The following is a 21,674-nucleotide window of genomic DNA, read 5'->3' as shown; positions in this document are numbered from 1 at the left end:
TCACAATACTATACACAGTGCATAATAGGATTAATCAATAGGCATTTTTAAAGCGTGAAGATCGTTCACGAACACATCGCGGGACGTTGGAAATCATTTGAGGAACTGTCTACACACCTTAATATGTTGATTTTTTTATGGTTCTATATAAACTGCTTTGTTTTGTAGAAGTATAAAGGGATTTTAAATGAACGTCATAACCAGGAAAGTTCTTCTTACGCTGCTTACCAGCACCTCTTTTTCACTCAATGCCAGTACCGAATTTAATTTTCAGAATTTATATACAGACAAACTGTCCACCATATCAGAATATAAAACACTTACTCCCCTTATAAAGAATGATCCTGTTTACCAAAATCTGTCTTTAAACCCTCAGTTTGCCGCAATAACATGGAATGGAACTAGTGATTCAGATTGGTTTAATGGAAATAATTGGAGTGGTGGGGTACCACCCACTGCGGCGGATGACGTCACTATTGCGACAACCGCCACAGCACCGGTTATAACTCAACTACCAGCTACAATAAAATCTTTAACACTTAATGGCACAGGAGCTTTAAGTATAGTGAATGGTGGAAGTTTAACCTCTACTGGAGGTAGCAACATAGGTCAGGCAAATGGTGATAACAGTTCTGTTCTGGTCGATGGCACAGGAAGTATCTGGAACTCTACAGATTTTATTAATATTGGAGATGCCGGCGCGGGCTCCCTCACCATACAAAATCAAGGTACTGTATTGGTTAATAGAGCTACGATTGGATCTCTAGCTGGCTCAAGCGGCTTCGTTCTGGTTGATAATGGTACCTGGATTAATTCTAATAATTTGGATGTTGGCTTTGCTGGCAACGCAATACTCAATATTGTTAATGGGGGTATTGTATCCAACCAATCTACTACTATAGGTAGTGCAGTAAACAGTTCAGGTATCGCCACAGTGGACGGCGCAGGCTCACAATGGCTTACAGCTGACATCTTTCTGGGTTTTAATGGCAATGGCAGTTTAACCATTTCAAATGGAGCCTATGTTCAGGCCGTTACCGGGATGGTGCTGGGGCAAAACAATACTGCAACAGGAATATTAAGTGTTTTAAGTGGCGGGATTTTAGAAACACGGAACATAAATAAAGGAACAGGCAGCGCCAGCGTTCTGTTTAATGGAGGGATTTTACGTGCCAATACGTCAACCAACACGTTTATATCACAATTCGCTGCTGGAGATTTACAAATTGGCAGCAATGGCCTGTTCATAGACTCCAATGGATTTAATATTGGTACTACCAACGTGTTATCCGGAACTGGATTTTTGAATAAATTAGGAACTGGTATTCTTACACTCTCCGGAGCACAACTTTATACGGGTAATACCATTATAACCAATGGAACTCTGGCAATTGGAGCAGGAGGTTCTATAGCAGCGAGTTCTGGCGTCAATTTAACGGGTTCAACCGCAATTTTTGATATCAGCGCCGGTGGTAATCAATCAATCAGAGATTTATCAGGTGTAAATGGCAGTAAGGTCACTCTCGGTGCAAACACACTGTACGTTAACAGCACTAATTCTTCCATTTTTTCCGGGTCTATTGAAGGCACCGGTGATTTTATCAAACAAGGTCAAGGCATGCTGACCCTGAATGGTACCAGTACGACATTTACTGGAACCAGTTTTGTTGAGGCGGGTACATTGCAAGTCAATGGAATTCTGCTTGGCGACATGGACGTGTTACGAGGTGGACGATTACAAGGCACAGGAGTTCTGGGAAATACCACAGTTCGCGGGGTAATAGCCCCTGGCAATTCAATTGGCACCTTAACGGTCGGGAATTATACCCAGGTACCTGGTTCCATATATGAAGTCGAAATCAACGCCTCAGGACAATCTGATAGAATTTTTGCCAATGGCACCGCAGCGATAGGTGGTTCCACAATCCAGGTCATCAGAGAGCCAGGAACTTATCAGGCCGGTACACGTTATACCATTTTGACAGCAACGGGTGGCGTCAATGGGGTCTATTCTACCTTACTGGCGCAAAGCTATCCTTTTTTAGGCCTGGCACTGAATTATGATGCAAACCATGTTTATCTCGATATTTACCGCACAGCCATTCCATTCACAGCAGGAGCATATACTAAAAACCAAATCAATACGGCTATTGCAACTGAAAGCCTGGGATCAGGAAATCCAGTCTATGACGCAATCAGTAATCTTCCTGATCTCGCTTTAGCGCCGCAGGCATTTGATGCACTTTCAGGTGAAATTCATGCTTCTGCTCTGGCGGTCTTTGTGGAAGACAGTCGTTACGTGAGAAGTGCCATTACCAACCGAATCAGTCAATCATTCAGTCAACTAGTCAACAATCCTTATAATGTACGCGAAATCAATTTTAATCCCAATTCAGGAGTTACAGTCTGGGGACAAGGATTTGGAGCCTGGGGTAATCTTGAAGGTAATCGCAATGCGGCGCAAGTCGATCGATCAACCAGCGGATTTTTTGCAGGAGCGGACACTCTGTTAGGTACCTCTTTTCGTCTGGGTTTAATGACGGGTTTTGGTAATTCAAAATTTGATGTCAATGCACGCAGTTCTTCAGGTAGCAGCACCAACTATTATGCGGCTCTTTATGGCGGCGCTCTTTTAGGGCCCGTAAATGTAAAAGCAGGGGGCGCATACACCTGGCATGACATCGGGATTAATCGTACGGTTTCTTTTCCAGGTTTTTTTAATACCCTTCATTCAAACAATAATGGAAGCACGTCACAAGCTTTTGCTGAATTGGGTTACCCTGTGATCTACAGCGGTATGGAATTTGAACCATTTGTTGGCGTTGCCAACGTTGATGCCAGCTCAGGCCGGTTTTTAGAGCAAACCGGTAGCGCGGCTCTAAGCGGCAGTGGTTCGCAAAATATATTTTATTCTACTTTAGGTTTAAGAGAAGCAGGTAAACTCACTTCTACTGGAGATACCGATGTTTTTGAGAAACTATTGCTGGGTTGGCAGCATGCCTATAGCGAAGTAAATCCGCTGGCCTTTTTTAATTTTCAAAGCGGCGGTATCCCCTTTGGAATTAATGGGGTGCCTATTGCCGAAAATGCCCTGTTAATTGATGCCGCACTTTGGTTTCAGAATGTCCTGGGTAGCTATACTTTTAAACTGGGTTACATGGGTGAAGTGGCGAATAACGTCCAGGATCATGGAATTGTGGGAGTATTCACCTACAGATTCGCATAATACAGAACTGTGAGGCATTAAGCCTCACAGTCTTTTGTGACTGTATTTTTTATTTGAATGATTATTGCAGCGTTAAATCAATAGAAGATAAGATGCCTTTGTCCGTTTGGCTAAATTGCACGTACTCTCCCCGCATAGCCTGTAAGATTTGTTGTAAGGTGATAAATTGCGCGCTTAACTGAAAATATAAATCGGCTGACTCGCTATCTTGCAATTCACCCGCAGTTAAATAAGCAGCTTGACCCATATCCGAAAAGTAACTCAGGCTGACATGACGTCTTTCCGCAATTCCCGGGAAAAGACCACAAAATAACAGGCTCTTATCACCAACATCACGTAATAGTTCTAATTGCAACTGTCGTGGTTTACGCATGGAATCAAGGAAATCCAGAGCCACAACAGATTCAATCAATTTTGGACCTTGGGAAAAGCGCATCAATAAAAATACCAAATAACTTTCCGTATTTTCGTTCAAAATTAATCGTGTAGCTGCTTGTGCCTCATTGACCAGAGCATGCCATTGACTAATATCGGTGGGATGTAAAATTAGTTGCTTCATAAACTCCCCCTTTTTTTACTTCCTATTATTAGTCTAGCAAAGCTTGTACCAAAATATCAGTGATATCACTCAATAAATGGTTAATATGTTGTAAACACTTGTTACGTGTTGATATTTTATCGGCGATAAAAAAATGACAGAGCATTGTCACAATTTTGACTGTTGCAAGGTGGGATTGTATACCCATAATTGTCAATCTAAGGAATTTTTGTATTTAAAGCAAGCGTAGCAACTGGCTTTCAGTGTTACCTATTATCCCGGTTTATACTCAACTGATCCCTTCTCCCTTTTTAAGGGAGAAGGGTTAGGGATGAGGGTTACGGTTCAGCCCCGCGAAGCGGGCACCGATTAAAAAGGTACCATGCTGCGCATAGGCTTCCCAGATTTCGCTGTGCTTCATCCGGGCTTAATTTTCTCCTTAGCTTGACTGCAATAGAATTGTGCACCCCGCCTGCGTCATTTAAAATCAAAGCGTTTCAAAACTCAATTGGGATTATTCAATGCGATCCATTCAGACCATGTTCCAGAATATCCCAATAAGGACTGGCGAGAATACTCATAAAATTGCTTGAGGAACGCTATTCTCTTTATATAATAAGGAGTTAACTCGGGATCCCCTCGATAAATTTCCAAAAGATTATAATATGGAGAAATTGAGGCCTGACGCGCTATAATGTCTTCGAAACTGACTTTATCCGCGTTTCTCAGCATATCAAACATCGCCAGGACTGTTGAAGTACGTCCCTTGCCACCACGACAATGGACATGGAACCATGTTTTTTTAGGTTTACTACGAACCAAGCTCAAAAATGCATCTACCTCTGAATCAAGTGGAGCACGATGATCGGTTATGAACAATCGGTGGTATTCAAACCCCCATTTAGTGACATAATATTCTTCATTTCGGACCGTACCGACAGCCATTGATTTCCCATTGAAATATTGTTTCTGTCGGTATTGAGGTACTGTTAAAATTCCAGGAATGGATTTTCTAAATCGTAAAGAAGCCAGCCAATTTTCCTGATCCATCACGCTTTGGGCGTTGGTTTTCCCAAGATTCAACCAGTTATAATTACTAACGAGGGTAATCGCTCTTCCATTAAGATAGCCATGACTTTCCTGTCTTAAATCCAGAACGACCACCGGCTTTCCATTTTTAGGCCGACGCATTGCGATGTATTCCGCAATAATCCGCCATCCCTTTTCACTAGGCTCTTCACTTCCAGATAAATAGAGGTCATGAATGCCCAGAACATTGCCGTTATAAGCATCGGCAATTGTAGCGACATCCCGCAACCATTCAACAGAAGAGTACTGGGTCTTACTGTCTTGCACTATGCAGGGATTTTCTATACTGGAATCACAAACAGCGGGCAATGGGCTAGAAAAAGCACGTCCTTGTATTAAAAATAACATCATTAATACAACTTTAAATCCTTTAAAGTTATTCATATTAAAGCCTTAAAAAAAGCAACCTCTCAATATCTACGAGAAAAATCATCCCAAACGTAGCGCTGAATCCTCTCCACATCTTCTAAATCCCAAACCAGTTCTGCATTCTGGCGTCTCACGGAAAATCCGCGAGGCGTAGCCAAGAGACAGCTCTGCGTTCAAGATAACCAAATTCCCTTGGTTATTGAAAAGTTACTACACAAAAAACTCAATTCATTCTATTTAAATGTTTTTTCTTCTTCAACATAATTTTTTGGCATAACTGAACTAGGGTGGGTTAATATTTCTGATTTCGACGTCCCGCGACGTGTTCGCGGGATCCAGTTCGATCGTGATGAATACATTATGTTCGTTATTGATTCTGAATCTCTGGCTCCCACGAACACGTCGCGGGACGTTGGGAATAATTTGATGAACTGTCAACACACTCTAGTTAAAGAAATATAATTTACCCCCAGCATCGGATAGGATTCAGTCAGCAATTCGTGTATAATGTTGAAACTATGAACAAATGCTCAGCTTTTGCCTTAACATTAATTCCAGCTATTCCCAACTAAAGGTTATTTATGATTGAACAGATTCGCAATATTGCCATTATCGCACACGTTGACCATGGCAAAACAACTCTTGTAGACAAACTACTCCAGCAAACAGGTACTTTAAATGAAAGAGCACCCAAGGTAGAGCGAGTAATGGACTCCAATGCGCTTGAAAAAGAACGTGGAATTACTATTCTTGCCAAAAATACCTGCGTTTATTGGAAAGGCTACCAAATTAATATCGTTGATACCCCGGGACATGCTGATTTTGGTGGCGAAGTTGAGCGTATTCTCTCTATGGTTGACAGCGTACTTTTATTAGTCGATGCGGTTGATGGTCCTATGCCGCAAACCCGATTTGTGACTCAAAAAGCGTTTGCCAGAGGTTTGAATCCTATTGTAGTCATCAATAAAATTGACAGACCAGGTGCACGACCAGATTGGGTAATGGATCAAGTATTTGATTTATTTGATAATCTTGGAGCCAATGATACTCAGCTGGATTTCCCTGTGGTCTATGCTTCTGCTCTTAATGGCTATGCCAAACTCAATTTGGAAGATGAAGCTACGGATATGTCCGCGTTGCTGCAAACTATTATTGATAAAGTGGCACCTCCTGAAGTCGATCCCAATGGCCCGTTCCAAATGCAAATCAGTTCCCTGGCTTATTCTACTTATGTAGGCACCATAGGAATTGGACGAGTCACCAGAGGACAAATTAAAGCAAAATCTCCCGTAAAAATAATTGATAAAGACGGCAATATGCGTAGTGGCCGCTTATTACAATTACTTGGTTTTAAAGGACTGGAGCGAGTTGAAATCGAAGAGGCCGGTGCAGGAAATATCATTGCCATAACCGGTATTGAAAATCTTAACATCTCCGATACGATTTGCGATCCCAATACAGTCGAAGCCTTACCTGCATTATTGGTTGATGAGCCCACCATTAGTATGACCTTCCAGGTTAATGACTCTCCATTTGCTGGACAAGAAGGTAAATTTGTAACTTCGCGGAAAATTCGCGAACGCCTGGATACCGAATTATTACATAATGTTGCTCTGCGCGTTGAAGATTGCGAAGATCCTGATAAATTCAGAGTATCTGGACGAGGAGAGTTGCATTTATCCATTCTGATTGAAAACATGCGCCGTGAAGGTTATGAATTAGCAATCAGTAAACCTGAAGTTATTATCAAGGAAGTAGACGGTGAACTGCAAGAACCCTACGAGCGCCTGACTGTCGACGTAGAAGAAAACCACCAGGGCACCATAATGGAAAAACTGGGAGAACGTCGCGGTGATATGCAAAATATGGTTCCAGATGGAAAAGGAAGAGTCCGATTAGACTACATTATTCCTACTCGTGGGTTGATTGGCTTTCACAACGAATTTTTATCGTGTACTTCAGGCACTGGTTTGATGTATCACGTCTACGATCATTACGGACCCGCCATTAAAGGTCGGATCGGCAAACGTACCAACGGTGTCATGATTGCTAATTGTCAAGGTACCGCGCGTGGTTTTGCTCTCTTCAACTTACAAGAGCGTGGCCGCTTGTTTCTGGATCCACAAGCTACGTGTTATGAAGGGATGATCGTAGGTATTCATGCCAGAGATAATGATTTGGTGGTGAATGTGACCAAGGAAAAGCAATTAACCAATATGCGTGCCTCAGGTACTGATGAAAACATCATACTCACGCCGCCAATCAAGTTAACCCTGGAGCAGGCTCTTGAGTTTATTGATGATGACGAACTGGTTGAAGTGACACCCAACTCAATTCGGTTGCGTAAAAAATCCTTAAAAGAACACGACAGGAAAAAAGCATCACGAATTGCTAATAGCGAAGATTAATAACGACATGAAACAAAAATTTAAGCGAGTCATACTCTATGCACGTCAACATAGAGCCAATCAAGGTGTGAGCGAAAGCTTGCACCGGCTGGTTGAATTTTTAACGAATCAAAACATCAAAATCTATCAGGATAAAGATACCACTACCAGTTTTATGATGAACATACCCGTATTAGCCAGAGAAGATATGGGAGATAAACATGATCTGATTATTGTTGTAGGCGGTGATGGCAGTCTGCTTTCCGCAGCACGTATGGCAATACAAGTGAATACACCAGTAATAGGAATTAACCGAGGACGCCTGGGCTTTTTAACGGATATATTGCCTCAGGATATAGAATCTCAACTGGGTGCCGTGTTAAACGGTGAATATGAAGAAGAAAAACGCTTCTTGCTGCACACCCGAATTTATGATCAGGAAACAACCTATTTTGAAGGCGATGCTCTAAACGATGTTGTTTTGGGTCGAGGAAATGAAACGCATCTGATCGAGTTTGATGTTTATGTCAATCAGCAGTTGGTAAGCCATTATCGCTCTGATGGCATGATTTTATCCACTCCTACCGGATCTACAGCCTATGCTTTATCCGCCGGAGGCCCTATCATGCACCCCCAACTCAATGCAATTGTTCTTGTACCCATGTTCTCTCATAGTTTGAGTTCAAGACCACTCGTTATTGACGGGGAAGCTAAAATTGAACTGCACATTAGCGAGTTTAACGAGACTGAATTACGGATTAGTTGTGATGGTCATGAATCAAGAATGGTAAAACCGGGGCAACGCGTGGCAATATACAAAAATGGCAATCAATTACGCTTGTTACATCCATTGGATTACCATTATTATGATACATTACGCAGTAAACTTGGATGGGAATCAAAACATCAGGGATAAATCATGCTCACAACCTTGCGCATTGAACATTTCGCTATTGTTAAACATTTAGAACTGGATTTTTCACAAGGCATGACAGCCTTCACAGGTGAAACCGGAGCGGGCAAATCCATCATGATAGATGCTTTAATGCTGGCATTAGGTGGACGTGGTGATGCCTCCGTCATTCGCCCTGGCCAGGAAAAATGTGATATTACCGCCGGTTTTATTTTTGATAAATTATCAGAACCAGCCCAATGGATGGCGGAACACGATATTACCTGTGATGAAGGCGAAATCTTTTTAAGACGCATCATTTATGCTGAAGGACGCTCCAAATCCTATATTAATGGCCAGCCTTTTCCATTGCAGAAGGTCAAAGAATTAAGCGACAAACTGGTACATATTCATGGCCAACATCAGCACCAGGCATTGATGCAACATCCAACACACAGACACCAATTGGATCAATACTCCAAACACCCGAAATTATTGGACGAAGTATCCCGCTTATACAAACAGTGCCAACACATTAAACTGGAAATTGACCAGTTACAAAATCAGGAACAACAGGCTGACAGAATCAAATTATTACAATTCCAGATTGAGGAGTTGGCAGCCCTGAATCTTCAGGATGGAGAAATAGAAGCCTTAAATCAAGAACATCAGATGCTGCATCATGCCAAAGAATATTTACAACACAGTCACCATATAAATACGCTGCTAAATGGTGATGATCAAATGAATATCTGCTCGGGGTTGAATCAAATTCTTCAATTGATCAATCTGCTTCCTCAGGAACAAATGCAGATTAAAAACTCATTTGAACTGATTAACGGCGCACTGATTCAATGCGAAGAAGCCCTGAATGAAATGCACCAATTTAGTGAACGTGTCCAATTGGATCCACAGCGTCTGCATGAAGTAGAAGAGCGCATGAGTGCCATCCACCACCTGGCACGTAAATACCACATCGACAGTCATGCACTAGCGGAACATGAACGCTTGCTGCAAATAGAGCTGGATAATTTACAAAATGCTGAATGCAAATTAGCTCACTTACAATTACAACTGAGCCAACTGACTAAAGCCTATGATGTTGCTGCGCTAAAACTCACAGAATCACGGCAAATCCATGCTAAAAAACTAGCTCAGGAGATAACAGCAAGCATTCAACAACTGGGCATGCCAAAAGGCTGGATTGAAATTGACATTTCACCATTGGAAAAGATGCAGGTTCATGGCCGTGATAAAGTTGAATATAAAGTATGTACCAACCCGGGAATGGAGCCTGATGTACTTAGCAAGGTTGCTTCTGGTGGAGAGTTGTCCCGTATTGGTCTGGCTATTCAAATGATCACGGCACAAAGAGGCTCTACTCCAACGCTGTTATTTGATGAGGTGGATGTAGGTATTGGTGGAGCAACCGCCGCACTGGTTGGAAAAATGCTCCGAAAATTGGGCGAGCGATTACAGGTATTCTGTGTCACGCACCAACCGCAAGTTGCAGCCTCAGCACATAATCACTTTTTGGTAGAGAAGCAAAGTGACAATAAACAAACAGTAACACACATAACGCTGTTGAAATCAGCTGACAAAATTGACGAAATTGCTCGAATGCTTGGAGGCTTGACGATTACCGAACAGACGCGCTCGCATGCGAAGGAACTATTAATTCAGAGCAATGACTGATTTTTTTGATAAAATCTTATACGTTTGCTTGATTTTTATGCCAAATAACCTTAAATTAAAAAAATATTTAAAATATTTCATAAAAAAACAGCACAATTAATAAAATAATGCTACAATGGTTGGGTAACAATTTAGGAAAATAACATGTCAGATAAAATACGCGGTACAGTAAAATGGTTTAATGAGTCCAAAGGTTTCGGTTTTCTAGAAAGTGGCGGTAAAGATTATTTTGTGCATTTCAGCGCAATCCAAAGCAGCGGTTTCAAAACTCTTGCTGAAGGTGCAACTGTAATGTTCAAAGCTAGCAACGGACAAAAAGGTCCTCAAGCTGAAGAAGTTGAAGTAGTCTAATTCATTTATTTTTCGCCTTGCTCATTTTCAGATATTCTTATCTTTTTATGAACAAGGCGTTTTTTTATCCCAAATTCCATGACCATCTAAAATCAGCGCATCCTACCATATTAATCAATATGCTGCGTGACTTAATTCCTGTAATGCAAGAAACTCCAAAATACTGATACTATAATATGAACGTTGCAGTTTTCTTCTAGTCCTGCCAGTATCTATATCAAAACGATTTATTTATAGGAAATTCTATGTCGTTGAATAGCTCAACCGTATTAATGGTTCCTCCTGCAAGCTTTCAGTTTAATCCTGAAACAGCCGCAAGCAATACGTTCCAATCCGAAACCCATATTATTGATGCCGATATAAAAGCACTTAATGAATTTAACGCCATGGTACTCAATTTAAGAGAACACGGGATTCAGGTATTAATCTTGAAACAAAACAAACTATTACCCGATGCCGTTTTTCCTAATAACTGGTTTTCCACACATGTTGATGCCGAAGGAAACAACATCCTGATGATTTATCCCATGCTTGCTCCGAATCGCCAGGCAGAAGTAAACATCAGTGGTTTAACAAAAGTATTCAGTGACGCACACATTAAAGTAAATAAACTAATTGATCTGAGAAATAATGAGAATAACATTCTGGAAGGAACTGGAAGTCTGGTTTTAGATCGTGATAATCAATTGATTTACGCGGCCTTATCCGCTCGAACCTCTCCCATCATGGTCAATACAGTTGCCGGGATATTGAATTATAAACCCATAGTATTTAACAGCGTTGATGAACATTTTCATCCCGTTTATCATACTAACGTCATTTTGAGCATTACCCGTAATTACGTTATCGTCTGTCTGGAATCAATAAAAGACTCACTACAAAAATCGGTATTACTTCATAGTTTTAAAATCACCAGGAAAACAGTAATCGAGATAACTTATGAACAAACCCGACACATGTGCGGTAATGTTTTGGAACTCTTCAACAGTAATGGTAAAAGCCTATTAATCCTGTCTTCTCAAGCCAAGCAGCACTTTAATGAACATCAATTGGAAACCATGCAACACTTTTCAGAATTGGTACCTGTTGATATAGAAACAATTGAAACGATTGGTGGGGGAAGTGCTCGATGCATGATGGCGGAAATTCTATTTAAATAAACCTCTGGGATTTGGGTATTCAGGACAGGAACACGTACAGTTTAAGGTAGAATTAAGGGTTTCATAGAACGCCAGGATCATTGCAAAAGCACATTCGAACATCCTCACCATGTGTAATGAACGTATTTATAGAACAGAAATATAGAAGAAATTAAAACTATATATAGTTTAAAAGCAAAGAGGATCTGATCAACAGATCCTCTTAACAAGATGAAATTAATTGAATTACGGAGCAGCTGGATTTACTTGATTCGTATCGAGAGTAACCGCCCCGTTCAATGCCCAAGCTCTTCCTTTTAAAACAGCATTAGTTTGTAAGGTAATGCTGGCATATGCGTCAATGATGCCATAAAGAGTACTGTTAGTTCCCAGTGTTGCAGAGCTCCCAATAGCCCAATTGATATTGTCATTAAATATACCACCAGCCGTCGTCATGGTCGCATTGTTAGAGACTGTCAAGGTAGACGCTATTCTGAATGTGCATGAGCTACCTGCCGGGCCGAAAATCTGTACTGGGCCAGTCATAAGGGCAGATGAGGAGAAGCAAAGGACGGGAGTATTCACACAGTTAATAGGTTGTAGTAGAGCTGATATATCTGTCGCGGCACCGAATATGACGCTACAAGGCAAGCTGTTGAGCGCATTAAAATAATTCGAAGCGGCTGTTTTCGTATTAGACGCAGCTGTATTATTAATATTCAAGGTCCCATTAACAATTGTACCTGGAGGAAAGCCAGTGACAGATGATCCTGGGGTAAGATCCAGATCGCCACTAACCAGGGTACCCCCAGTATTTGTAACAGTCGTAGCACCAAGAATTGAGCTCTGGAAAAGAAAAGAAGGCGTTGCTGGAATCGTTGGTTGAAACCCAGGAGGAGGAGGTATGGGGCCTGGTATCGCACAATTACCTACCACTGTTGTGATGGCTGACGCGTCTACCTGAACCTGACGAGTATTAATTCCGACCTGAAGAACCCGGTTAAAAACACCAGCCCCTAGTGGTAACAGTTGTACGCTAATGTTGCACGTGGCTCCGGCAGCTAATGAGCTTCCGCAGTTATTCGTAACGGCTGGAATAATAATTGATGCTGCAGCAGGCAGCGCATCATTACTTTGGATGCGAATGTAGTTGATCCTGAAAGGCACAGGCGCGTTATTTCTAAGTGTATAAGTACCTATCGATGTCGCATTGATACAAAGAGGACCAAAACTGGGTGGGTTTATAAATGCCCCATCACATATTGCCATATAGGTGTTTTCATCAAGAAAACCATTTGTATCATCCTCAAGAAGGCCGCTACAGGATAGTGCATGTGTTGCCAAAGGAAAAAGTAAACTTAAAATCACCGATCCATGCTGAATTTTCTTTAACATCGTGTATCTCCTTGTTATTCCTGTATGTTTATATTGCTACATGTAATCCCAATAATGCCGCTTGAGAGGTCAGTTCCATATTGGCAGGAACAATAACAGGAACGGTGATGGTTCCGGTATATCCGCTGGCATGAGTTTTAACCTTACCCAAATCGGTATACAGGTATTCTAAAGAAAGAGCGAAACGGTTATTAAATGCATAAGAAAGTCCAGCACCGGCTTCCCATGAAAAACTCGAATTAGTTCTGGTGTTGAGATTTAGGTATTGATCCGCACAGGGAATACTGCTGCGATCCGCGTCACTATAACCAACACGATTCCAAGCGCCTCCAATACCACCAATAGCGTAGAGAGAATACTGTCTCCTGGATACAACCGTTAACGCCGTATCAAACATTAACCGATAACTTTCTACAGACATATTATAAGTCATGTCATTAAAAGCAGGACTGCCAAAACGCCAAACGTCCCCTTTAATGTTGTTTCGACCAAGATAATAGCCATTTAATTCAGGCTCAATCCATGGAAACCATTGTGTGTTTTCAGAGTATCGCTGAGCGCCATGCAAGTAGTAAACATAACCAAGGCCTAATTGCCCGGTAAAAGTGTCCCAGTCGTTTGAATTCGTTTGCACGAGACGATCTGTTTCATCACTGGTAACACCCATATAACCATCGCCAAGCATTAAATTTGCAACACCAAGAGCACCAATTACTTCAAAATGGTTAGGGTCTTGAACAGGGGATATTGCGGCGTCCTTATCACTTACCACAAGTAAATGATGTGGATTGCGATCTTGTTGCAATTGAGGCTTGGTGATCTCTTGTTTTACAGTGATTACCTTAGAACCGGATTTATTGAGGGCTCTGACTTCAGCCGCAGAATGTAGAGGACCGATGTAGACAACATGATACGTTCCTTGTTTTTTTATATATACGGGTTGATGATATTTATTGATTAACTTGCTCTTATAATCATCTGCATTTCGAAGCGACTTAAATGTCCCCGCTTGAATGTAAAACTCGCCAGAAGAAGATGCTTTAACATGCCTGGCATTCGATAAACCATAAATGGTTTTTCTCTCCAGGCTTTGAGTTTTAGTATCGGCACTAGCTGCTATTGAAGATGGGGCGTTTGTTAGCATTAGAGCGGTAGAAAGGCCAATACACGATAGAATCATTCGCATGCAATATTTCCCTATATTATTTTAGCTAATTTTTTGATAATGAGTATATGGACTTATCAAATTGAAAGCAACAAAACCACTTTTTTAATTTTTTAAACAATCGATTATTTATAAATCAAATTACAAATTCATTACTATCGATTATTATATCGCCTCATCATTTATCGACTCAGGAGATCAATTTCAACCGAATACAATGATCTGAATTTAATACCTGTAATTTCCCGGGTTATTGAGAAACTAAAAAAAACAGCACGCATTAAACATAAGTGATCACTCTCATGATAAATAATAATTATTTCGAAAGTCCTTTTAAAGGAATACCTTTATCAGAACAGGTTACCAATCCCAATATCATCGTTGGACGCTACAGTTACTATTCCGGCTATTATCATGGTCATTCCTTTGATGATTGTGCTCGTTATTTATTGTCCGATGAAACGGGAGTAGACAAGCTAATCATCGGTAGTTTTTGCTCTATAGGCTCAGGTGTTTCATTTATAATGGCAGGTAATCAAGGTCATAGAATGGAATGGATAAGTACCTTTCCTTTCTTTTATACAGACGATGAGTATGCTCAAAATGCCATTGATGGCTTTCAAAATGCTGGAGACACAGAAGTTGGGCATGATGTCTGGATCGGAGCAGAGGCAATGATTATGCCAGGCATCAAAATTGGACATGGGGCTCTAATTGGAGCACGTTCGGTTGTAACAAAAAATGTTGAACCTTATACACTAGTTGCAGGAAACCCGGCAAAGCCTATTCGAAAGCGTTTTTCTGAAGAACAAATAAAGCAACTTTTGACCATAGAATGGTGGAATTGGCCTGAAAATCAGTTGGCTTCAGCCATGAATTATCTATGTTCAACTGATATTGATGGACTATTTAACTTCTGGTTATCCAATCAAAAATAAACAGTGGACGAGTACTCTTTCAAAGGTGAGCGGATCGTTTGCCAACTTAACTTACACTCTTCTGGCCACCTTTTTTGCTGTGGCCAATGAGAGGATCAATGACAATAATGAGGTTATAAGATACTCGTAAAACCTGACATTAGAGGTGAAGAACTAAAAAGTTAAAGCCCGAGAACAACGTACTCTATGACGCTCACTCTTATCACCATAGTTTTGATTGCTGTGACCAGGGGCATAGGACTGATACCATGCGCCTTGATCAGCAATGAACGAGACTTCGGTAGAACTCCAATAGTTGCCTGAAAGCAAATCAAGGTGATTAAACTCCATAAGACTGCTTTGCATGTTTTGCAGCGCGGGTGTGCCTAAACCGCAATCACCGCTCCCCCATCCCATCTCGCAAGTTGCAGGTAAATACCAATCAGTCAAAGTGCTAATCGTTTTTTTGCATATTCCTGCAGCATAAAAAGAGAGGGGAGTAGGACCACCTGTGGCTAAAAAGGGAGCAAAGCCACCATTTCCCAGCGTATTGTTTGTAATGAATTGATGATAAAATGTTTCAATGTTACCTGTATTGCAAGCTCCATCTGATCCTCCATCGCACATTGCAAAGGAGGCACTGCTAAAAGGATTTGCATTGATATAAGTATGTGAAAAAAATGCAGTAAATGTTGCGTATGAGGGGGAGCCTGTTGAGGTATTGGATGCATCATCAACCCCAGGAATCGTATCATAGCTCACATCAAGAGAACCAGTACCTCCTCCATTGGAACTCCAAATTACATTAGAGTCCTGGTCGCTCGTTGTGACTACTTTACCCCCTATACTTCCCGCATTTGGGGTCGTATCATCAAAAGCATACACATAACCACTCTGATAAATACATCCATAGCCCAAAATCACGACATCTATGGATACGGTAGTTGCATTGACCGCAGTGACTTGAATCGCGCCTGGAACAGGTGCAGTCCCGCTAGAACAAGGATTGGTGCCATCCGATGTTGCAGTATTGCCCGGCGTGACAGTAATGGTGCAGTTACTACCAGACGCCAGTGTGCTGCTACAGTCTGTGGTACTGGAGGTGCCTGAAGGCCAGCTCGGTGGTGTTACTACTAGATTAAACGCGGAGTTAACTCCTGTGTTGGTTATCGTAATAACGCGGGCAACACCAGACGACGGGGTCCCCGTGACCCCGTACTCAGTCAATCCCGTCCTGCTCAAGGCCAAATCGCTGATACTCGTGGTGAGAGTTGTCGTATTAGTAACACAACTAACACCTACATTAGTGACATTGGCGCTCCCCATAGTCCCGCTTTCATTGGTCAAGGTGCACGTTTGTGCTAGTGGCGGGGTCAACACAGTCACGCTGTAGGTTGCGCCTTGGGCTACCGGGATGGGAAAAGTAAATGCCCCATTGCTGCTTATGGATAAATCATCCATCAGGTTGTTTTGCAACACCACTGTCCCGGATAAGCCCGTTACAGTTCCACCCACAGTATAGGCGTTTGCGCAAGTCAATTGCACAGTGGTGATGTTTGTAGTCCCAGCCGTTCCACTGCCATTGTTTACGGTACATAATTGGGTACTGGGTTGAGACAACACGCTCACATTGTAATTTGCACCCTGAGCGACTGGTGTAGAAAAGGTAAACGAACCGTTATTGGTGATGGTCAGATTATCACCTCCATTGTTTTGTAACACAACCGACTCCGCAGCAGCTAGCCCCAAAACGGTACCACCTACGGTTCGAGTATTAGTGGAACAATTCACGGTGATGTTCGTTACATTAGAATTTATTATCGTGCCATTGCCGTTGCTTACCGTGCACGTCTGAGTTGCAGGTTGATTCAGCACAGTGACCGAATAGACACTGCCAGGTGGCAACGCATTTGCAAAAGTAAATGTGCCGTCCGCATTGAGGGTCAGTGCATCACCTCCATTATTTACTAAAACCAAAGTCCCTTGAAGACCAAAAGTAGAGCCCCCTACAGTATAATCAACAGCCGGCCCTTTGGTAATATTTAAGCTATTCACCGCGCTTGGCTGATAGCACTGATTAATATTGCCTTTATGGCATACGATGGGACCACCGGTCACATTACCATTTAATGTGCTGCCCTTGATGCTTAAATTCAAAATGCATGATATTTGATATCCTAAAACAAAGGGGTTAGCGCAATTGCCCGCTGTGGTCACCTGGGTAATTCCTGGAATGGACCTCATCACCAACGTATGGGACTTTTTGGATTGATTGGTAACTTGATATGCCACTGTGGCCGTGCCATTTGCAGGAACCGTGATTGAGGTTGCTGTTATTGGTGTGAGGGTCCATAGCTGCGTTCCTGCGTAGGCTAGAGTCACAGTTAGCATTGCCCATGCCCCTACACCTATTTTATTAATCAAGTTTCTTACTTTCATGTTGATATCCCTGCAAACGCATTACCGATTAAAAAAACTGTACTAATAACAGTGCAAGACGATTCTGACCCCTCAAAATCAGCAGGCGATTACAATTAAACTTTTGAAATATTAAAATGTGACCGTAATAGATAGCTCATCTTGGCTCTTATTGAGAAAAAAACCAGATAACTTAGACTATAAAAAATTGAGTATAATGCTAAGTCAATGGAATTAAATGAAACACCAGCCCGGTTTTTTGGCCACACTTCAATCATTGGCAGCCGTGATCAGTATTTTGTAGATATTTAATTGAAGGTTAATTTTTTACATCAGTACTCTATAAGACGCATTACTTTAACAACTTATACTTGATTTAATTAAAAATACAGTCGGTTTTTATTGCTGAGGATATCAAATCAGAAAAATCCATATATTTCAATCACTTCATTGTAATATATCATTTCGGGGCAATTACAAAACAGAACGATCTCTTAAAGCTATTCTGACATTAACCACATATTAAAGCGATCTTTATTTATATTAAAATGGCGTTCCTAAATAGTCATCGGTCTCAACACGAAACAATCCAATTAACTCGCCTTGTGCAACGTCCTTAATACGTTCGTGACGAAGCTCATTATTTTTATCTTTACCTTCACTGGATTGTTTTATTTGTTTCAACAAAGTCTGCTCTTGGTCTTTATTAGTTACCCAACTTATTCCTATGCTAATGATTTCTTTTGAGTTATTGATATTGATGGCATTAACGACACGAACGGGTATTGGAAAATGCTGGTGAAACACTTGTTCTCCAATGGTCACTTTCGTGCACATGTCTTCCCTGGGGAGCCATGACTGATAAAACTCATCAAATGAAGTATTGTCCTTTAATTCTCTTCTAAGTACAGACACCATAAATGGCATTCGATGACCTGCGCTTTGTTGAAACAGGTCTTTAAATATGTTTTGCTTTTCATTACTGCTCAGTTCATCAAACTCCCGTTGCGCTCTGACAAACTCTTTATTATTAAAATAGTCCCAAAATTTAGAGTGTGGTACCGTCATTAGAGTCTCCGGTTTTAGTAAATACAAATATCACCATCCTTCATTGAAGGAAGAATACTGTTCTGCTTCATAACTACTCTAGGCTCTTATACTAGATAATCAATGATGGAAAAGTGCCCATTGGATGCAAATTTACAAATATTACAGTTTGTATAAAATCGATTCCCCTTTATTTTTTACAACCCAACTGATAATATCACCGGAATATGGCTAATTACATCCGAGATAAAAAATTTGACTCTTGATTCAAATAAGTTCGCCACATCAAATTTACCTGTGTATCGCCAGTCAGCAAATGAAAAAGTTGTGATCATTATCCCAACGTATAATGAAGCAGCTGTAATCGAAGAAACAATAAAACAGGTGTTTGAATCAGTAAATTTAATTAAAAACCATGACATTCATGTATTAATTTTTGATAGTGCCTCTACTGATAACACGCAGCAAATTATCAAAACCTTACAAAGTACTTATCCGAAACTTCATTTAAAAAGTGAGGCAGCAAAATCGGGATTAGGCTCTGCTTATTTGCAAGCGATGAATTATGCCCTGACGACACTCAATGCTGACATACTATTTGAATTTGATGCTGATTTGTCACATCAGCCTAAATACATACTCGGCATGCTGGAAATGCTTAAAAATTGTGATTGTGTAGTGGGTAGCCGCTATGTTAAAGGAGGGAGCATTCCAAAAAACTGGGCTCTTCACCGAAAACTGTTTTCTATTTTTGGTAACTACATTGCGCGAGCTGTACTTACACCCAGATATAAAGACTTCACGAGCGGTTTTCGTGCTACCCGGCGTCATATGTTACAAAAAGTATTGCCCAAAAACTTCCTCTCCAATCAGTACGCTTATAAATTGCAACTCCTCTGGTTGTTGCACAAAAATAAAGCGAAAATTTGCGAGTACCCTATTGAATTTATCGACAGGGAAAAAGGGGTTAGTAAATTACCTAAAAACAGCATCGGTGATTCGCTTAAAGTTGTTTTTACTCTTCGCTTTTATGAGCTAAAACGATTTTTAAATATGTGCCTGGTTGGCTCAATGGGCATGATCATTCAATTTTTTGTATATAATGTATTGCGGGACTATTTGACGCCTTACAACGCATCACAAATTGCCGTATTAACAGCGATAATCAACAACTTTATTCTAAACAACCGATTTACGTTCAAGAGCAACTCATTTGTTGGATGGTCATTTAAAATGAAACGCCTTGCCGGTTTTATCATTTACTCATTCATCATGGTCTATCTGCAAAGTCATTGGCTTAAACTTGGAGTCAGTTATTTTGGTAGCGGTACACTACAAGAAAATATATTATTAGCGGTAGGGATTGGGCTTGGTTCTTTATTAAATTATTTTACCTATACACGCCATATTTGGGCTGAACGGATTCCCTCATAACCCAATGTAACTTTAGACTTCATGCATATTGATAGAGCGCAAGGTAAAGACTCTGGTAACGTGACAATAAAACACAAAGCACCGGTAAAGAAAAAAGTCTATGAATGCCAAAAAAGTGCCTTAGGGATGATTCGTGTTAAATTTGCGCCATTATTATTTTATCTATTTTATATTTTTGCTAATCCTTGCTCCTTTTAATCTGTCGTCATTTGATACTTATTATTATTGGGATTGGAGCCGTCATTTGGATTTATCCTATTACGACGGTTCACCCATGATTGCTTACTTAATCAAGATATCGACTTTATTATTTGGTAATACTCTATTTTCATTAACCTTTGTAGGCGTTGCAGTTACTGCGCTCACCAGCTGGGTCATATATAACACGGCTCGTCAATTTTTAGAACAAAAACCGAGTTTTGTCGCTACGTCATTATGGTTGTTTTCACCTTTGGTAACTTCAGATCTGATACAACAAACTACCTATGATACGCCACTGTCCTTATTTTGGGCGCTGACCCTTTATTTTGTAATTCATTATTTAAAAAATCACGAAAACCGTACTTTATACTTTATTGGTATCAGCATTGGCCTCATGCTGTTGTCAAAATATTCAGGAATCGTTTTAATTGTATCATTAATTATTTTTCTGATTTCAACAAGGTATCGTGTTTTATTCAAATCCTATCATTTTTATCTTGCTCTGCTGATTTCGGTTATTTGTTTTAGTCCTGTTATCATATGGAACTATCAGCATGAATGGCAATCCTTTATATATCAATTGACAATCCATCAACTGAAAGAAGGAAACTATCCTGTAATAGAGGTCATTTATTCTTTTTTTAATACCATTCTGCCTGCATTAAATTTAATGCTACTCCCATCACTTCTCTGCTGGTTTCATAAGGTACCGATTAAATCGATCAATTCTGTTGAAGAACAGAATGAAATTATTGTCACTCTATGTCAAATTATCTGCGCGACTTTTCTCTGTTTTTATTTATTCACAGCAAGTAAAGCCATTATCAGAGGAAGCTGGTTCACCCCATATCTGATTACCAGCGCTTTATTGGGGGGGTATTGCTATCAAGAATTTCGTTATCATAAATCAATTCGCACTCTCCTCATTGGCTACGCACTGACAAGCGTACTGATCATCATGAATAACAGTTATTTATATCATTTTATACCTTCAAAAAAGCTGTACTATTATCACCTGATTCAACAATTTAATGCTCAACTTAAAGACGTTCCTGAGTACGTATTTTCTTCAGGGTGGTTTGAAGCACGAATGTTATTTTTTATTAAAAATAAGCCTATTATTTATACTTTGGATTGTGGTTCATTACAAAACCAATATTCAATATGGAGTGCCGACATCAATCAAAAAATTGCAAATAGAACAGTTCAGGAAATACTGTTTATTGATTTGAAGGACCGAAGTGAATGTTTAAAAAAATACTTTGACCGATGCGAGCAATTGCCTACTCAAACTAAAGCCACTCCTAAGGACATTTATTCAGTGTTTGCATACAAATGCAGTAATAAACCAATTAGTTCGAAAGTCCTGTACAAATAGAAATCATAACCAAACCAATTCAGCAGCACTCTT

At 40.5% G+C, this 21,674-nt stretch carries 15 protein-coding genes; 9 read left to right on the top strand and 6 right to left on the bottom strand.

Annotated features, from left to right (window positions below; genetic code table 11):
- Window positions 1–187: 187 nt before the first annotated feature.
- The gene (locus tag IZU94_RS17665) at window positions 188–3,226 is read left to right on the top strand and encodes an autotransporter outer membrane beta-barrel domain-containing protein (protein ID WP_203113765.1); all 3,039 of its coding nucleotides are present in this window, start codon (window positions 188–190) and stop codon (window positions 3,224–3,226) included.
- A gap of 61 nt (window positions 3,227–3,287) precedes the next feature.
- Here the strand turns inward: IZU94_RS17665 and IZU94_RS17660 are convergent, their stop codons facing one another.
- A complete protein-coding gene (locus tag IZU94_RS17660; protein WP_203113764.1) occupies window positions 3,288–3,785 on the bottom strand; it encodes a hypothetical protein in 498 nt (165 codons plus the stop codon).
- Between the two features lie 483 nt (window positions 3,786–4,268).
- The gene (locus IZU94_RS17655) at window positions 4,269–5,237 is read right to left on the bottom strand and encodes a phosphatase domain-containing protein (RefSeq protein ID WP_203113763.1); all 969 of its coding nucleotides are present in this window, start codon (window positions 5,235–5,237) and stop codon (window positions 4,269–4,271) included.
- 566 nt (window positions 5,238–5,803) lie between these two features.
- Between IZU94_RS17655 and typA the strand changes: the two genes are divergently transcribed.
- The 5 genes from typA (at window position 5,804) to IZU94_RS17630 (ending at window position 11,707) form a co-directional block, all read left to right on the top strand.
- On the top strand, window positions 5,804–7,630 hold the full coding sequence (gene typA / locus IZU94_RS17650) for a translational GTPase TypA (RefSeq protein ID WP_203113762.1): 1,827 nt from the start codon (window positions 5,804–5,806) through the stop codon (window positions 7,628–7,630).
- 7 nt (window positions 7,631–7,637) lie between these two features.
- Window positions 7,638–8,525 carry an NAD(+) kinase gene (locus IZU94_RS17645; RefSeq protein ID WP_203113761.1) on the top strand — a complete coding sequence of 296 codons (888 nt, stop codon included), beginning with the start codon at window positions 7,638–7,640 and terminating at the stop codon, window positions 8,523–8,525.
- A 3-nt stretch (window positions 8,526–8,528) separates the two neighbouring features.
- Window positions 8,529–10,196 carry a DNA repair protein RecN gene (recN, locus tag IZU94_RS17640; RefSeq protein WP_203113760.1) on the top strand — a complete coding sequence of 556 codons (1,668 nt, stop codon included), beginning with the start codon at window positions 8,529–8,531 and terminating at the stop codon, window positions 10,194–10,196.
- Between the two features lie 144 nt (window positions 10,197–10,340).
- On the top strand, window positions 10,341–10,547 hold the full coding sequence (locus IZU94_RS17635) for a cold-shock protein (RefSeq protein WP_028382754.1): 207 nt from the start codon (window positions 10,341–10,343) through the stop codon (window positions 10,545–10,547).
- Window positions 10,548–10,792: 245 nt separating this feature from the next.
- Window positions 10,793–11,707 (top strand): arginine deiminase-related protein, encoded by a 915-nt coding sequence (locus IZU94_RS17630; protein ID WP_238400586.1) that lies wholly within the window; start codon window positions 10,793–10,795, stop codon window positions 11,705–11,707.
- Between the two features lie 225 nt (window positions 11,708–11,932).
- Here IZU94_RS17630 and IZU94_RS17625 read toward each other — a convergent pair whose 3' ends face one another.
- Together IZU94_RS17625 and IZU94_RS17620 are read right to left on the bottom strand one after the other, a co-directional pair.
- Window positions 11,933–13,081 (bottom strand): ice-binding family protein, encoded by a 1,149-nt coding sequence (locus IZU94_RS17625; RefSeq protein ID WP_203113759.1) that lies wholly within the window; start codon window positions 13,079–13,081, stop codon window positions 11,933–11,935.
- 28 nt (window positions 13,082–13,109) lie between these two features.
- Window positions 13,110–14,267 carry an SPOR domain-containing protein gene (locus IZU94_RS17620; protein ID WP_203113758.1) on the bottom strand — a complete coding sequence of 386 codons (1,158 nt, stop codon included), beginning with the start codon at window positions 14,265–14,267 and terminating at the stop codon, window positions 13,110–13,112.
- Window positions 14,268–14,548: 281 nt separating this feature from the next.
- Here IZU94_RS17620 and catB point away from each other — a divergent pair, with 281 nt between their 5' ends.
- Window positions 14,549–15,184, top strand: a complete 636-nt coding sequence (gene catB, locus IZU94_RS17615; RefSeq protein ID WP_203113757.1) for a type B chloramphenicol O-acetyltransferase — start codon at window positions 14,549–14,551, stop codon at window positions 15,182–15,184.
- Between the two features lie 153 nt (window positions 15,185–15,337).
- On the opposite strand, the gene IZU94_RS17610 is transcribed toward catB, so the two are convergent.
- Window positions 15,338–17,602, bottom strand: a complete 2,265-nt coding sequence (locus IZU94_RS17610; RefSeq protein ID WP_203113756.1) for an Lcl C-terminal domain-containing protein — start codon at window positions 17,600–17,602, stop codon at window positions 15,338–15,340.
- A 522-nt stretch (window positions 17,603–18,124) separates the two neighbouring features.
- Window positions 18,125–18,649 carry a hypothetical protein gene (locus tag IZU94_RS17605; RefSeq protein ID WP_203113755.1) on the bottom strand — a complete coding sequence of 175 codons (525 nt, stop codon included), beginning with the start codon at window positions 18,647–18,649 and terminating at the stop codon, window positions 18,125–18,127.
- Window positions 18,650–18,925: 276 nt separating this feature from the next.
- Here IZU94_RS17605 and IZU94_RS17600 point away from each other — a divergent pair, with 276 nt between their 5' ends.
- Together IZU94_RS17600 and IZU94_RS17595 are read left to right on the top strand one after the other, a co-directional pair.
- Window positions 18,926–20,062: a glycosyltransferase gene (locus tag IZU94_RS17600; protein ID WP_203113842.1), complete on the top strand. Its 1,137-nt coding sequence runs from the start codon at window positions 18,926–18,928 to the stop codon at window positions 20,060–20,062.
- 133 nt (window positions 20,063–20,195) lie between these two features.
- Entirely contained in the window at window positions 20,196–21,641 is a 1,446-nt protein-coding gene (locus IZU94_RS17595) for a glycosyltransferase family 39 protein (RefSeq protein ID WP_203113754.1), read from the top strand.
- The last annotated feature ends 33 nt before the right edge of the window (window positions 21,642–21,674 follow it).

Origin of the sequence: Legionella bononiensis (assembly GCF_016786215.1) — a bacterium.
Taxonomy (GTDB): domain Bacteria; phylum Pseudomonadota; class Gammaproteobacteria; order Legionellales; family Legionellaceae; genus Legionella; species Legionella bononiensis.
Note: the sequence above shows the minus strand (reverse complement) of the source record. Positions and strands in the feature narration are given on the sequence as shown.

Bases quoted from the DNA above. Each gene is read 5' to 3' on its own strand.
- IZU94_RS17665 (WP_203113765.1), top strand. From the start codon at position 188: ATGAACGTCATAACCAGGAAAGTTCTTCTTACGCTGCTTACCAGCACC.
- IZU94_RS17660 (WP_203113764.1), bottom strand. From the start codon at position 3,785: ATGAAGCAACTAATTTTACATCCCACCGATATTAGTCAATGGCATGCT.
- IZU94_RS17655 (WP_203113763.1), bottom strand. From the start codon at position 5,237: ATGAATAACTTTAAAGGATTTAAAGTTGTATTAATGATGTTATTTTTA.
- typA (WP_203113762.1), top strand. From the start codon at position 5,804: ATGATTGAACAGATTCGCAATATTGCCATTATCGCACACGTTGACCAT.
- IZU94_RS17645 (WP_203113761.1), top strand. From the start codon at position 7,638: ATGAAACAAAAATTTAAGCGAGTCATACTCTATGCACGTCAACATAGA.
- recN (WP_203113760.1), top strand. From the start codon at position 8,529: ATGCTCACAACCTTGCGCATTGAACATTTCGCTATTGTTAAACATTTA.
- IZU94_RS17635 (WP_028382754.1), top strand. From the start codon at position 10,341: ATGTCAGATAAAATACGCGGTACAGTAAAATGGTTTAATGAGTCCAAA.
- IZU94_RS17630 (WP_238400586.1), top strand. From the start codon at position 10,793: ATGTCGTTGAATAGCTCAACCGTATTAATGGTTCCTCCTGCAAGCTTT.
- IZU94_RS17625 (WP_203113759.1), bottom strand. From the start codon at position 13,081: ATGTTAAAGAAAATTCAGCATGGATCGGTGATTTTAAGTTTACTTTTT.
- IZU94_RS17620 (WP_203113758.1), bottom strand. From the start codon at position 14,267: ATGCGAATGATTCTATCGTGTATTGGCCTTTCTACCGCTCTAATGCTA.
- catB (WP_203113757.1), top strand. From the start codon at position 14,549: ATGATAAATAATAATTATTTCGAAAGTCCTTTTAAAGGAATACCTTTA.
- IZU94_RS17610 (WP_203113756.1), bottom strand. From the start codon at position 17,602: ATGAAAGTAAGAAACTTGATTAATAAAATAGGTGTAGGGGCATGGGCA.
- IZU94_RS17605 (WP_203113755.1), bottom strand. From the start codon at position 18,649: ATGACGGTACCACACTCTAAATTTTGGGACTATTTTAATAATAAAGAG.